The 13,295-nt window shown below is 70.2% G+C and carries 11 protein-coding genes and 1 pseudogene; 9 read left to right on the forward strand and 3 right to left on the reverse strand.

Annotation, left to right across the window (positions count from 1 at the left end):
• Window positions 1–35: 35 nt before the first annotated feature.
• Together bla and L3078_RS27175 are read right to left on the reverse strand one after the other, a co-directional pair.
• On the reverse strand, window positions 36–929 hold the full coding sequence (bla, locus tag L3078_RS27170; protein ID WP_239760485.1) for a class A beta-lactamase: 894 nt from the start codon (window positions 927–929) through the stop codon (window positions 36–38).
• A 230-nt stretch (window positions 930–1,159) separates the two neighbouring features.
• Window positions 1,160–1,768, reverse strand: coding sequence for a DUF4232 domain-containing protein (locus tag L3078_RS27175; RefSeq protein WP_239756579.1), 609 nt, complete (start codon window positions 1,766–1,768; stop codon window positions 1,160–1,162).
• A 416-nt stretch (window positions 1,769–2,184) separates the two neighbouring features.
• Between L3078_RS27175 and L3078_RS44770 the strand changes: the two are divergent.
• Both L3078_RS44770 and L3078_RS44775 read left to right on the forward strand, forming a co-directional pair.
• Window positions 2,185–2,337: pseudogene (locus tag L3078_RS44770) on the forward strand (helix-turn-helix domain-containing protein); the annotation flags it as partial.
• Between the two features lie 699 nt (window positions 2,338–3,036).
• Window positions 3,037–3,729: a hypothetical protein gene (locus tag L3078_RS44775; RefSeq protein WP_338059580.1), complete on the forward strand. Its 693-nt coding sequence runs from the start codon at window positions 3,037–3,039 to the stop codon at window positions 3,727–3,729.
• Window positions 3,730–3,738: 9 nt separating this feature from the next.
• On the opposite strand, the gene L3078_RS27185 is transcribed toward L3078_RS44775, so the two are convergent.
• Window positions 3,739–4,176: a hypothetical protein gene (locus L3078_RS27185; RefSeq protein WP_003974483.1), complete on the reverse strand. Its 438-nt coding sequence runs from the start codon at window positions 4,174–4,176 to the stop codon at window positions 3,739–3,741.
• 1,084 nt (window positions 4,177–5,260) lie between these two features.
• Between L3078_RS27185 and hemL the strand changes: the two genes are divergently transcribed.
• From hemL to ccsB, 7 genes are all read left to right on the forward strand, one after another.
• On the forward strand, window positions 5,261–6,580 hold the full coding sequence (gene hemL / locus L3078_RS27190) for a glutamate-1-semialdehyde 2,1-aminomutase (RefSeq protein WP_239756580.1): 1,320 nt from the start codon (window positions 5,261–5,263) through the stop codon (window positions 6,578–6,580).
• Window positions 6,577–7,251: a histidine phosphatase family protein gene (locus tag L3078_RS27195; RefSeq protein ID WP_239756581.1), complete on the forward strand. Its 675-nt coding sequence runs from the start codon at window positions 6,577–6,579 to the stop codon at window positions 7,249–7,251. Before hemL ends, L3078_RS27195 begins: the two co-directional genes overlap by 4 nt.
• Before the next feature lie 344 nt (window positions 7,252–7,595).
• Window positions 7,596–8,864 carry a polysaccharide deacetylase family protein gene (locus L3078_RS27200; RefSeq protein WP_239756582.1) on the forward strand — a complete coding sequence of 423 codons (1,269 nt, stop codon included), beginning with the start codon at window positions 7,596–7,598 and terminating at the stop codon, window positions 8,862–8,864.
• A gap of 65 nt (window positions 8,865–8,929) precedes the next feature.
• Window positions 8,930–9,529 (forward strand): TlpA family protein disulfide reductase, encoded by a 600-nt coding sequence (locus L3078_RS27205; protein ID WP_239756583.1) that lies wholly within the window; start codon window positions 8,930–8,932, stop codon window positions 9,527–9,529.
• Between the two features lie 16 nt (window positions 9,530–9,545).
• On the forward strand, window positions 9,546–10,331 hold the full coding sequence (locus L3078_RS27210; RefSeq protein ID WP_239756584.1) for a cytochrome c biogenesis CcdA family protein: 786 nt from the start codon (window positions 9,546–9,548) through the stop codon (window positions 10,329–10,331).
• 3 nt (window positions 10,332–10,334) lie between these two features.
• Entirely contained in the window at window positions 10,335–12,197 is a 1,863-nt protein-coding gene (gene resB, locus L3078_RS27215) for a cytochrome c biogenesis protein ResB (protein ID WP_239756585.1), read from the forward strand.
• Window positions 12,194–13,291, forward strand: coding sequence for a c-type cytochrome biogenesis protein CcsB (gene ccsB, locus L3078_RS27220; protein ID WP_239756586.1), 1,098 nt, complete (start codon window positions 12,194–12,196; stop codon window positions 13,289–13,291). The genes resB and ccsB overlap by 4 nt, the downstream gene beginning before the upstream one ends.
• Window positions 13,292–13,295: the final 4 nt, after the last annotated feature.

Raw genomic sequence — 13,295 nt, forward strand, 5'->3', positions numbered from 1 at the left:
CGACAACGCACCCCGCCCCCCCCAAACCCGTACGGCTACGCCGTAAGCGCCCCGGCCACCAGACCCGCCGCCCTCGCGACCAACGGGTTGTCCGTGGGGCCCGCGGGGTCGTGCTTCGTCGAGAGGACGGACAGGATCAGGGGCGGGCGGTCGGGGGGCCACACGACGCCGACGTCGTTGGCGACTCCGTACGCCGACCCGCCGCCGGTCTTGTCCGCGAGCGTCCAGTCGGCGGGCAGGCCGGCCCGGAACCGCTCCACGTTGGTCGAGTTGGCGATCAGCCAGTCGGTCAGCAGCTCCCGGTCCGCGTCCCGCAGGGCCCGGCCCAGGAGAAGCCGCGCATAGGTCCCGCCGATCGCCCGGGGCGTGGTCGTGTCCGTGGTCCGCCACGGCTCCGCCGTGTTCAGCTCCGGCTCCCAGCGGTCGAGACGGGTCGTCCGGTCGCCGAGCGAGCGGCAGAAGCGGGTGATCGCGCTCGGCCCGCCCAACTCGCGCAGCAGCAGGTTCCCCGCCCCGTTGTCGCTGTGCGAGACCGTGGCGGAGCACAGCTCCCCGACCGTCATGCCGGCCTCGACGTTCGCGGCCGTGCCCGTGATGGGGTTGTACCCCGCCGCATCGACGTACTCCTGCGTGTAGTGGATCCGCTTCGCGAGGTACTCACCGTCGCGGTCGAGGTCCCGTAACACGGCCCCGGCGGCGAGCGTCTTGAACACCGAGCAGATCGGGAACCGCTCGTTCGCGCGGTACGCCACCGTGCGCCCCGTCGCCGTGTCATGGGCGTAGACCCCCAGCCGCGCCGCGTACTCCCGCTCCAGCTCGGCCAGTTGCCGGGAGAGCCCCGCGCCGCCGGTGCCGGTCGAGGCGTACGCCGCCCCGGAACCGAACGCGCCGAGCGCGCTCACCCCCACCAGCCCACCGAGGCCGAGCACCGCGCGACGGCGAGGGCGGGGGCGAGCATGTGGGTGCGTTCCCTTGGTTGCCAAGATCTTCTCCATACCGGTTGTCGTGAACGAGTCGTGATGATCGAGTCGTCGTGATCTCTTTCCGACTCCGAAAGACGCCACTTCCGTCACACCGGTTTCTCAACGCAGCGCGCTCACCCGCTGCCACTCGGCCCACGAGAGGTTCCTGCGAAGCGGTCCCGACCGGGGCCGGCCCGTCACTTCGACATGATGAAATCCAGGGCGAAACCGGGAGCGGTCGTCCAGTAGGTGACCCGCTGGAAGTCGTTGGCGTACAACGTCTCGACGGGCATGGGGACATCGATCGGCCTGCCCGCGCTGCTGCCGGGCTCACGGCCCTGAAGGCTGAGGGTGATGCTCTTCGCCTCGTACTCGTCCATGGGGCCGTTGACGAGCAGAGCGGCGTATGCCTCCTCGCCCGGGGCGAGGGTGACGGGCACCCCCGGGTGCGGGTCGCTCTCCTTGATCACGCGGGCCGTGTTCCGACCGTCACCGAGTCGCACGAGCGGGTAGCGGTAGAGGTCGCACTTCTTGGTGCCGGTGTTCTGGACGGTGAGCAGGAGGTGCCTGGCGTCCACGCTGTCCGCGGGCTCCTTCGAGGACGACACTCCGAGGACCTTCTGGGAGCAGGCGGCTACGGCGCTCTTGCCGCCCGAGCGCTGCTTGACCACGTCACCGGCCTTGCCGGCGGCCGCCCCCGGCCCGACGGCGGAGGCCTGAGCCGACACACCCCACCCGAGGGCCAGGACGAGACCCGTGGCCGCGGCCACACGACGGCGACGGCTCGCCAGGGATTTCACGTTCATATGCGTATTCCTTTTCCGAAGAGCTGGGTGTCCCAGCGGACGGGTGAGTCGGGATGTCGGGTGCCGTGGCACCGCCGGTCGGTCGGCCGATTCAGCCGATTCAGCCGGTGCGACAGCCAGAGCTTCGGATGCGCCGTGGGCCCGAGACAACACCTGCCACCCCCCTGCAACGGCGGAACGGTCCCACCCCCGACGACCTGCGGAAACGCGGAAGCCTGGGATGCCGGTCCGGGATGGGGAACACCTCTGAGGTCGACGGCCGGACACGCCGACGCCAACGGCCCTGCCCTGGGGCCCCGTTGCTTTTGGCGGAACCATGTCAGCCGTCTTGGCGTGCAGGTATGGGGGAGGGCCTGGGACTGCCCGGATCGGGACATGACCGCACAGGCCGACGGACGGATGCGAGTACGGACCACATGGCTGAGATCCACGACGACGTAGCGGAGTTCGCGCTGCTGCTGACGCGTCTGAAGGAGCGCACGGACCGTAGCTACGCGGCGCTGGGTCGCCGGCTGGGTATGAATGCCTCCACGCTGCACCGCTACTGCGCCGGAGAGGCGGTTCCCCAGGACTTCAGCGGGATCGAGCAGTTCGCGGCACTCTGCGGGGCTTCCCCGGAGGAACGCGTGGAGGTCCACCGCCGTTGGATCCTGGCAGTCGCGGCCCGGCAACGATCACGTTCATCCGATGCCCGGCGGGCACCGACGCCCCCCACCACCACGAGAACCGGGCCGTCGTCGGCGCCCGCGAACTCCCACAGCACGGTGCACGAGACACCCGCGCCGCCCGCCCCGCGCCCGGCTCCGATCTCACCGTCCGACGCACGCCCGGAGCCGACCTCACCGTCCGACGCACGCCCGGCTCCGGCCACGCCGCCCGCCCGACGGCTCCACACCGGGCGTCCTCGCCGACGGGCCGTGCGGTCGATAGCGCTGGCGGCCTCGCTCGCCGTCGCGCTCGCCTGTCTCGCCGCATCCGCCGCCGGACCCCCCTCCGGCGGCCGTGGGTCGTCGGCCTCCGCCGGCAGCACACCGAAACCCTCGACATCGTCGGCGCACAGCGACGCCGGCCCACAAGCCGCTGCCGATCCCTCCTCTGACGGTGGTGAGCCGTCGGCCTCGGCACCGGCCGCGACCGACTCCGTGGACGACGGCGGAACGCGGAAGAACCGGACGGACGCCGATACGGTCCCCCCACCGGCGACCCCGCTCACCTGGACGGCCAACTCCCATATGTGGGCGCAACTCGAATGCAGCCACGCATACGTCATGACCAAGCCACCGCGGCAGGTCCCGCCGCCCCCGGCCCCACAGGACAACGAGGTGTGGGCCGCGTCCCTGGGCGCGGTGCACGGACGTAACACGCCGGTGCGGATCACGGTGCAGGGACGCGGCTCCGCGGCCGTCGTGCTGGAGGCACTGCACGCACGGGTGGTCAACCGCACCACCACCCCTGCCGCCGACCGGGCCGCCGCCTACTCCGTAGGCGACGGCTGCGGCGCCGGCCTCGAGCCCCGCTACTTCTCCGTGGACCTCGACGCGCCCCGACCTCTGCCCCGTGCCGTACCGGCCGGCCGACCGGACTCACCGAGCTACGCGGTCGACTTCCCCTACCGTGTGTCCCTGCAGGAGCCGGAGGTCCTGCTGGTCGACGCGGGCACCGAGTCCTGCACCTGCGACTGGTATCTCGAACTCGACTGGTCCTCACAGGGCCGGAGCGGCACGGTCCGCATCGACGACCACGGTCGCCCGTTCCGCACCGCCACCGTCGAGGGGCTACCGCAGTACAGGTACGACGATGCTTCCGGCTGGGTGCCCATGACCACCACCTACGACGAAGCGGGAGCCGACGACCAAGGCAGCGGCCCAGGACCTGAAGGAGCTCCGTCTCCATCGGCTCGGTCGACGGAACCGTCGGCACTGAAAAGGGCGAGGCCCGAAGACCCCGCCCGCAACCAGTGAAACCCCGGATCAGGGCCAGACCAGGCAGTACGGCTGGTGTCCCGCCTCGTGCAACCGGTGGCTGAAGTCCTGCCATTCGTGGAGCAGTTGGTAGACGTTGAACGCGTCGCGGGGGCCGCCGCGGTCCGGGACCGTCGACCAGATGAACGCCGCCGCGCCGACCGCCTCCTCGCCGATGCCGCGCAGCGGGTCGACGACGGTCATCGGCAGCTTCACGACCGCGTAGTCGGGGTGCAGCACGACCAGTTCGAGCGGGGGCACCTTGTGGAGGGGGACGCCTTCGATGCCGGTCAGCACCATCGCGGCCATCGTCTCCGGCTTGATCTTGGTGAACATGCCGTTCATGCCCAGCTCGTCGCCGCCGAGTTCCTCGGGGCGCATCGAGATCGGGACGCGGGCCGCGGTCGCGCCGTCGGGCGCGCCGAAGTATTTGTACGTCACCCCCACCCGACCACCATTCCCGCTCCCCGCCCGGAGCCGGTTGACCACGTGGTCCAGGCCGTCCACGCGGCCCGTGGGGTCCGCACTCTCGATGCGGTCCGTACGGTCCTTGCGGTCCGCGCGGCTCCTGCGTTCCGCGCGCGTCCTGCGATCCACCAGGTCAGGCCGGTCCATCCGGTCCGTCTGATCCATTCCGTCCACACGATTGACACGATCCACATGATCGGCGCGATCCATACGGTCCATACCGTCCATACGGCTGCGCCGCCCGATCCGCTCAGAGCCACCGCTCTGGATCCGGTCGGAGCCGCCGGGCGGAACCCGATCGGAACCGCCCTCGGACCGCCCGAGGCCGTCCTCACTTCGGTCGATTCCACCCTCGACCCGGTCGGAACCGGAACCGGAAGTGGAGCCGGGGCCGGACGCGGAGCCGGGGCCGGGCTGTGAACGGTCGGTGTCGCCCTGCGCGCCGCGTCGGCGACGCGAGCGGGGCTGGGCCTCCTGCCGCTGGTCCCGCGAAGCGCGCGCGTCACGCGCGTCGAAGGGATCGCGCGAGTCGAAGGAATCGCGCGCGGCGAGGGGGTCGAGTGGGTCGTGTGTGCCGTGTGCACCCTGCGGACCGTACACGCCCGGCTGCTCCGGCGGTGCGTACGGGGGCTGTGACCCCGGTGACCCCACGGGCGGCGGCGGTACGGAGGGAAGCGGCGGAACGGGCGGCGTCGGCGGTCCCACCGGACGGGCCGGAGGTGCACCCTGCGGACCCGGCGACGATGCCTGCGGGCCCGGCCCGGCCGGCCCGCTCACCTCGCCCGGCGCGCTCCGCTCGGTCGATCCGCCCCGCTCCTGCCGTGTCTCCGCGGCCTCCTCCGCCTCGCGCCGGTGCCTGCCCCGCCGGGCACGACGAGGACCGAGGTCACCGGTCCCCTCGCCCAGTCCGCCACCGCGATGCATATCTCCACCCGAACGCATTTCTGGGCCGCGTGACCCCCGCCGCGCAACCCGATCATCGTGTCAGTGACCTCCCCCGCGACCGCTCGCCGAAACGTGCGCGCAAACACCAGTCGGCAGGATCTTCGGAGCCTCTGACACCATGGCCTGTGTGAGCTATCCGTACGAAGCCCCAGTTTCGCAGACTCTTTTCGAGCGCGCGGCGGCCGTCACGCCCGGCGGCGTGAACTCTCCCGTGCGCGCCTTCCGCGCCGTGGGCGGTACGCCCCGGTTCATGGTGTCCGGTACCGGTCCGTATCTGACGGACGCCGACGGCCGCGAGTATGTAGATCTTGTGTGTTCGTGGGGTCCCATGATCCTCGGGCACTCCCGCCCCGAGGTCATCGCCGCCGTCCAGGACGCCGTCTCGCGCGGCACCTCCTTCGGTACGCCCGGCGAGGGCGAGGTCGCGCTCGCCGAGGAGATGGTGGACCGGGTCGGGCCGCTGGAGCAGGTGCGGCTGGTCTCCAGCGGGACCGAGGCCACCATGTCGGCGATCCGGCTGGCCCGTGGTTTCACCGGCCGCGCGAAGGTCGTGAAGTTCGCCGGGTGTTACCACGGTCACGTCGACTCGCTGCTCGCCGCCGCCGGGTCCGGTGTCGCCACCTTCGCGCTCCCCGACACCCCGGGCGTCACCGGCGCCCAGGCCGGCGACACCATCGTCCTGCCCTACAACGACCTCGACGCCGTACGCGCCGCCTTCGCCGCCCACCCCGGCGAGATCGCGTGCGTGATCACCGAGGCCTCCCCGGGCAACATGGGCGTCGTCCCGCCGCTGCCGGGCTTCAACCAGGGGCTCAAGGACGTCTGCGCGGAGAACGGCGCGCTGTACGTCTCCGACGAGGTGATGACCGGGTTCCGGACCAGCCGGGCCGGGTGGTTCGGGATCGACGGGGTCGTCCCGGACCTGATGACCTTCGGCAAGGTGATGGGCGGCGGCTTCCCCGCCGCGGCGTTCGGCGGCCGCGCCGACGTGATGGCGTTCCTCGCGCCCGCCGGGCCCGTCTACCAGGCCGGCACGCTCTCCGGGAACCCGGTCGCGACGGCCGCCGGACTCGCGCAGCTGCGGCTGCTGGACGAGGCGGCCTACGACACCGTGAACGCGGTCTCCGTCCAGATCCAGGGGCTCGTCACCGACGCGCTCAGCAAGGAGGGCGTGGCGCACACGCTGCAGAACGCCTCCAACATGTTCTCCGTGTTCTTCACGGAGACGCCCGTGCGGAACTACGAGGAGGCCAAGGCGCAGGAGTCGTACCGCTTCAACGCCTTCTTCCACTCGATGCTGTCGCAGGGCGTCTACTTGCCGCCGTCGTCGTTCGAGTCGTGGTTCGTGTCGACCGCGCACGATGAGCGGGCGGTTCAGCGGATCGCCGACGCCCTTCCGGCGGCGGCGCGGGCAGCAGCGGAGGCTTCGGCAGCATGAGTGACATCACGGTCGTCCACCTGATGCGGCACGGCGAGGTCGCCAACCCGGACGGGATCCTCTACGGACGTCTGCACGGGTACCACCTCTCCGATCTCGGGCGGCGCATGGCCGACCGGGTCGCCGAGCACCTGGCGCCGCGTGACATCACGCACGTCGGCGCCTCCCCGCTGGAGCGGGCGCAGGAGACGGCGACGCCGATCGCCAAGGCGCACGGGCTGGACCTCGCGACCGACGGGCGGCTCATCGAGGCGGACAACGTCTTCCAGGGCAAGACCTTCGGGGTCGGCGACGGCGCGCTGAAGCGGCCGGAGAACTGGAAGCACCTGGTCAACCCGTTCAAGCCGTCGTGGGGCGAGCCGTACGTCGACCAGGTCGTCCGGATGATGGGGGCGCTGGACGCGGCGAAGGACGCGGCGCGCGGGCACGAGGCCGTGCTGGTCTCGCACCAGCTGCCGATCTGGATCGTGCGGTCGTACGTCGAGAAGCGGCGGCTGTGGCACGATCCGCGGCGGCGGCAGTGCACGCTCGCGTCGCTGACCACGTTCACGTACCAGGGCGACAGGATCGTTTCCGTCGGCTACAGCGAGCCGGCGCGGGATCTGGTGCCGCCGCATCTGCTGGCGGGGGCCAAGCCGGTGAAGGGCAAGGACAAGGCCTTCGGCGCGTGAGCGCTCCGCTTGGGGGCGCGTTACTGGTTACTGGTCGGCTGGGGTTGTGGGGAACTGCGGGTTCGGTGGGGCTTCTCGCGCAGTTCCCCGCGCCCCTGAAGGGGCGCGCCGTTCCCCGCGCCTGAAAGACGTGCGGTTCCCCCGGGCCCGTTGAAAGGCGCCCAGGCCCCGCGCCCCCAAAAAGCGCCCAGGCGCCCTGTTCCTGAATGGTCCCGTGCGGTTTTCGTGACCCTGAAAGGGCGTCAGAGTTCTGTCTTGATCAAAAGGAACCGTCGCTTCCTCGTAGCCCTCTAAAACGGTGTGCTTCGCGTGAACTGGTGCGTGAGCTGACCAAGGGGGACGTAATGCGCGAACTGTCGCGAAGGGGAGTGCTGGGGCTCGGTGCGGGGGCGGTGGCCGGGCTGGGGCTGACCGGGTGCGGTACGGGGCTCGGGGGTACACCGAGCGAGGCCGACGGGGCCGGTGGCGGCGGCAAGGGGTCGGGGAAGAAGAAGCCGGGGAAGACGGCGAAGCCGCTGGGTGACGGGTCGACCTCGTACACGGGGAAGCAGCCGAACCAGCCGGAGAAGCCGCGGGCGCTGGCGCCCGGCGAGACGCCGCCGCAGTTCGTGGTGTTCTCCTGGGACGGGGCCGGAGACGTCGGGAACGGGCTTTTCGAGCGGTTCCTGAAGGCCGGGCGGGACCACGACGCCCATATGACGTTCTTCCTCTCCGGGATCTATCTCCTCCCGGAATCGAAGAAGCGCGTGTACCTTCCGCCGAACAACGCGCCCGGCGCCTCCGACATCGGTTATCTGACGGACGAGCACATCAAGTCGACGCTGGGACATCTGCGGACGGCGTGGCTCGACGGACACGAGATAGGCACGCATTTCAACGGCCATTTCTGCGGCGGCAGCGGCTCGGTCGGCAACTGGACGCCCAAGCAGTGGCGCAGCGAGATCGACCAGGCGAAGGCGTTCGTGAAGGAGTGGAAGACCAACAGCGGCTGGACGGACGTCGAGCCCCTGCCGTTCGACTACGACAAGGAACTGGTCGGCGGCCGGACGCCGTGTCTGCTGGGGCAGGAGAACCTGCTGCCCACCGCGCGCGAGCTGGGCTGGCGCTACGACTCCTCCTCGCCCGGCGGCCTCCAGGTCTGGCCCAAGAAGAAGCAGGGCCTGTGGGACCTGCCGCTGCAGTCCGTGCCGTTCCCCGGGCGGAGCTTCGAGGTGCTCTCCATGGACTACAACATCATGTACAACCAGTCCCAGAACTCCACTCAGGCCCCGCCCGCCAACTACCCGGCCTACCGCACCCAGGCGACCGGCGCATACGTCGCCGGGTTCCAGCGGGCGTACGAGACGAACCGCGCGCCCCTGTTCATAGGGAACCACTTCGAGGAGTGGAACGGCGGGGTCTACATGGACGCCGTCGAGGAGGCCCTCAAGCACATCGCGCGGGCCAAGGAGAAGGCCAAGGACGGGGAGATACGGATCGTCTCCTTCCGGCAGTTCGTGGACTGGATGGACGTCCAGACCCCGGACGTGCTCGCCAAGCTCCAGACCCTCGGTGTGGGGCAGCAGCCGACGGGCGGGTGGAAGGAGTTCCTGGGAGCCGGTTCGGCCGCCTGACCTGCGGACAAGGGGGCCGTCGACCCCGCCGTAAGCCCCCGAAACGGGCATGCGAAACTTTTCACATGAGTGTCCGTACGAGCCGCAGTCGTGCCGCTTTGCTCTCCGCCGGGGCCGCCGCCCTGGCGCTGACGCTCTCCGCCTGCGCGGGCGGAGGCATCGAGGGCGGTGGCGGTCAGACCGGGTTCATCACCGGTTCCGACGGGATCGCCACGGTGAAGAAGGGCGACCGGGACACCGCTCCCGACCTCTCCGGGAAGACCATCGACGGCGAGCAGCTCGACCTCTCCGCCTACAAGGGCAAGATCATCGTCCTGAACGTGTGGGGTTCCTGGTGCGCGCCGTGCCGCGCCGAGGCGCCCAACCTGGCGAAGGTCTCCGAGGACCTCGCCGACCAGGGTGTGCAGTTCGTCGGCATCAACACCCGCGACACCAGCACCCGGCCCGCGGTCGCCTTCGAGGAGCAGTACAAGGTCGAGTACCCGAGCCTGTACGACCCCACGGGCAAGCTGCTGCTGCGCTTCGAGAAGGGCTCGCTCAACCCGCAGCTGATCCCCTCCACCCTGGTCATCGACCGGGAGGGGAAGCTCGCGGCCCGCACGCAGCAGGCGCTGAGCGAGGAGAAGCTGCGCAAGATGCTCGAGCCGATCCTCGCGGAGAAGTGACGTGACGGTGTCGGGAATGCCCGATCAGGCGCTGGCTGCCGCGCTCACCACGACCGCAGCCGAGATGAACGAGACCGTCTTCAACGGGGCCCTGCTGCTGGCGCTGCCGATCGCCGTGCTCGGCGGGCTCGTCTCCTTCTTCTCGCCCTGTGTCCTGCCGCTGGTGCCCGGCTATCTGTCGTACGTCACCGGAGTCGGCGGCACCGACCTGGTCGACGCCCGCCGGGGCCGGATGGTGGCCGGTGCCGGGCTGTTCGTGCTCGGGTTCACCTTCGTGTTCGTCTCCAGCGGCGCGCTCTTCGGCTACTTCGGCCGGACCCTGCTGGAGCACCAGGACATCCTCACCAAGGTGCTCGGCGTCCTCATGATCGCCATGGGCCTGTTCTTCATGGGGCTGATGCCCTGGTTCACCCAGCGCGAGTTCCGCTTCCACACCAGGCCCACCACCGGTCTGGTGGGCGCCCCGATACTCGGCGCGCTCTTCGGCATCGGCTGGGTGCCCTGCATCGGGCCCACCCTCGCCTCGGTCAACGCCCTCGCCCTCGAACAGGCCAGCGCCGGTCGCGGCGCCCTGCTGATGGTGGCGTACTGTCTGGGGCTGGGCCTGCCCTTCGTGCTCGCCGCGGTGGCCTTCCGCAAGGCGCTCGGCGCCTTCGCCTGGGTCAAGCGGCACTACGCGTGGGTGCTGCGCATCGGCGGCGGCATGATGATCACGATCGGACTGCTCATGCTGACCGGCGCCTGGGACCGCATCGTTCAGGAGATGCAGGTCTGGTCCTCCGGCTTCACCCCTGGGATCTGAGCCATGACGACGACCGACTCCGGCAACCGCGAGAAGACCGCCCCGCGCGGCGGCGCGGGCGCCGACGACAACGACCTCGGTGCCGCCGGATCGCAGCTGTCCACCGCTCCGCAGGAGGACGCGCCCAACCTGCCCGCCCTGGGCGCGATCGGCTGGGCCCGCTGGTTCTGGCGGCAGCTGACCTCGATGCGGGTCGCGCTGATCCTGCTGTTCATGCTGTCGCTCGCGGCGATCCCCGGCTCCCTGATCCCGCAGTCCGGGCAGGACGAGACCCGCGTCGCCGACTTCATGGAGCGGCACGACACCCTGGGGCCGATCTACGAGAAGCTCGGGCTGTTCCACGTCTACAGCTCGGTGTGGTTCTCGGCGATCTACATCCTGCTGTTCGTCTCGCTCATCGGCTGCATCGTGCCCCGCACCTGGCAGTTCGTGGGCCAGCTGCGCGGCCGCCCGCCGGGCGCCCCCAAGCGGCTGACCCGCCTGCCCGCCTACGCGACCTGGCGCACCGAGGCCGAGCCGGAGCAGGTCCGCGAGGCGGCACTGAGGGCGCTGAAGAAGCGCCGGTTCCGCGCGCACCTCGTCGGGGACGCGGTCGCCGCCGAGAAGGGCTATCTGCGGGAGGCCGGCAACCTCGCCTTCCACATCGCCCTGATCGTGATGCTCGTCGCCTTCGCCTGGGGCCAGCTCTACCGCTCCGAGGGCAACAAGCTGATCGTCGAGGGCGACGGCTTCGCCAACACGCTCACGCAGTACGACGACTTCAAGTCCGGCAGCCTCTTCACCGCCGAGGACCTCAACCCCTTCAGCTTCGACCTCAAGAACTTCCGGGGCACCTACGAGGTCAGCGGGCCGAACAAGGGCACGCCCCGGATCTACGAGGCGTACATCGACTACGCCGTCGGCGCCGACGGCAAGGAGCGGTCGACCAAGATCGAGGTCAACAAGCCGCTGGAGATCGGCGACTCCAAGGTCTACCTGGTCAGCCACGGCTACGCGCCCGTGATCACCGTGCGGGACGGCAAGGGCAAGGTCGTCTTCAGCGATGCCGCGCCGCTGCTGCCGCTGGACTCCAATGTCACCTCCTCCGGCGCGATCAAGGTCATGGACGGCTACACCAACGCCGAGGGGAAGCGGGAGCAGCTCGGTTTCCAGGCGTTCTTCCTTCCGTCCTACGGCGGGCCCAACACGGCCGTCGTCTCGCAGTTCCCCGCGCTGCTCAACCCCGTGCTCAACCTGGAGCCCTACCACGGCGATCTCGGCGTCGACTCGGGTGTGCCGCAGAGTGTGTACCGGCTGGAGAAGCGGAAGCTGACGTCGTACAAGGACTCCAAGGGCGCGCAGGTACGGGAGAACCTGAAGCCCGGCGAGACCATGACGCTGCCCGGGGGGAACGGCACCGTCACCTTCGACGGGGTGAAGGAGTGGGCCGGCTTCCAGGTCACCCAGCAGCCCGGCAGCGGGTGGGCGCTCGGTGGAGCCGTCGCCGCGATCCTGGGGCTTGCCGCGTCGCTGTTCGTCCAGCGGCGGCGGGTGTGGGTGCGGGCGGTGACCGGGCCTGACGGGGTGACCGTCGTGGAGATGGCGGGCCTTGGGCGCAGTGAGTCGGCGAAGGTGCCCGAGGAACTGGGTGACTTGGCCGCGGTGGTGCATGACGAGGCTCCTACTGTCGCTGAGCGTGGTTCCGATGATGAGCCGTCCGCTGCCGCCGAGGTCGAGGCCGAGGGCGGTGACGCTGACCGGCGCTCGCCGGGTGCCGCTGCGCCCACCCGTGCTGCCCCAGCAGCACGATTGCCCGCAGATGAAGCGGACCAGAAGTCCGCCTCCCCCCAACCCCCAGCCGTACCCTCCGAAGGGGCTGAGCAGTGACTCTCGCCGCCGCCACCAACGAAAACCTCGCGAGCCTCAGCAACACGCTGATCTACTCCGCGATGGCCGTGTACACCCTGGCCTTCTTCGCCTATATCGCCGAATGGCTCTTCGGGAGTCGGAGCAAGGTGGGCCGGACGGCCGCCGCGCTGACCGCCGAGGGTGGTGCCGCCGCGTCGAAGAAGGCGGACGCGCCCGCGGTGACGGTGAAGACGGCCGGTGGGACGTCCGTGCTGGAGCGGCCGAAGGTGGTCGTGCGGGCCGCCACCGGCTCCCGGGACGTGCCGGACGGGCCCGGCGCCCACGGCGGTGACGAGCAGGGCGACCTCTACGGCCGTATCGCCGTGTCCCTCACGGTGCTCGCCTTCCTCGTGGAGTTCGGCGGGGTGCTCACCCGGGCCCTCTCGGTGCAGCGGGCGCCGTGGGGCAACATGTACGAGTTCAACATCACCTTCTCCACCGTGGCCGTCGGGGTGTACCTCTCGCTGCTCGCGCTGAAGAAGAACGTCCGCTGGCTCGGGCTGCCGCTCATCACGACCGTCCTCCTCGATCTCGGTCTTGCCGTCACTGTCTTGTACACCGCCAGCGACCAGTTGGTTCCCGCCCTGCACTCGTACTGGCTGTACATCCACGTCTCGACGGCGATCTTCTGCGGCGCGGTGTTCTACGTCGGCGCGGTCGGCACGATCCTGTACCTGTTCAAGGACTCCTACGAGAGCAAGCTCGCCAGCGGCGGACGGCCCGGCCGGTTCGCGAGTTCGGTGATGGAGCGGCTGCCCGCCTCGGCCTCGCTCGACAAGTTCTCGTACCGCGTGAACGCCGCCGTCTTCCCGCTGTGGACGTTCACGATCATCGCGGGCGCGATCTGGGCGGGCGACGCGTGGGGCCGCTACTGGGGCTGGGACCCCAAGGAGACCTGGTCGTTCATCACCTGGGTGTTCTACGCCGCCTACCTGCACGCCCGTGCCACGGCCGGCTGGAAGGGCCGCAAGGCCGCGTACATCGCGCTCGCCGCGTTCGCCTGCTGGCTGTTCAACTACTACGGCGTCAACATCTTCGTCAGCGGCAAGCACTCCTACGCCGACGTCGGCTGAGCCC

The sequence above is a fragment of the Streptomyces deccanensis genome (assembly GCF_022385335.1).
Lineage (GTDB): Bacteria > Actinomycetota > Actinomycetes > Streptomycetales > Streptomycetaceae > Streptomyces > Streptomyces deccanensis.

Excerpts from the sequence above, each read along its gene's own strand:
- L3078_RS27175 (WP_239756579.1), bottom strand. The coding sequence starts at position 1,768 with ATGAACGTGAAATCCCTGGCGAGCCGTCGCCGTCGTGTGGCCGCGGCC.
- L3078_RS44775 (WP_338059580.1), top strand. The coding sequence starts at position 3,037 with ATGACCAAGCCACCGCGGCAGGTCCCGCCGCCCCCGGCCCCACAGGAC.
- hemL (WP_239756580.1), top strand. The coding sequence starts at position 5,261 with ATGGCCTGTGTGAGCTATCCGTACGAAGCCCCAGTTTCGCAGACTCTT.
- L3078_RS27195 (WP_239756581.1), top strand. The coding sequence starts at position 6,577 with ATGAGTGACATCACGGTCGTCCACCTGATGCGGCACGGCGAGGTCGCC.
- L3078_RS27200 (WP_239756582.1), top strand. The coding sequence starts at position 7,596 with ATGCGCGAACTGTCGCGAAGGGGAGTGCTGGGGCTCGGTGCGGGGGCG.
- L3078_RS27205 (WP_239756583.1), top strand. The coding sequence starts at position 8,930 with ATGAGTGTCCGTACGAGCCGCAGTCGTGCCGCTTTGCTCTCCGCCGGG.
- L3078_RS27210 (WP_239756584.1), top strand. The coding sequence starts at position 9,546 with ATGCCCGATCAGGCGCTGGCTGCCGCGCTCACCACGACCGCAGCCGAG.
- resB (WP_239756585.1), top strand. The coding sequence starts at position 10,335 with ATGACGACGACCGACTCCGGCAACCGCGAGAAGACCGCCCCGCGCGGC.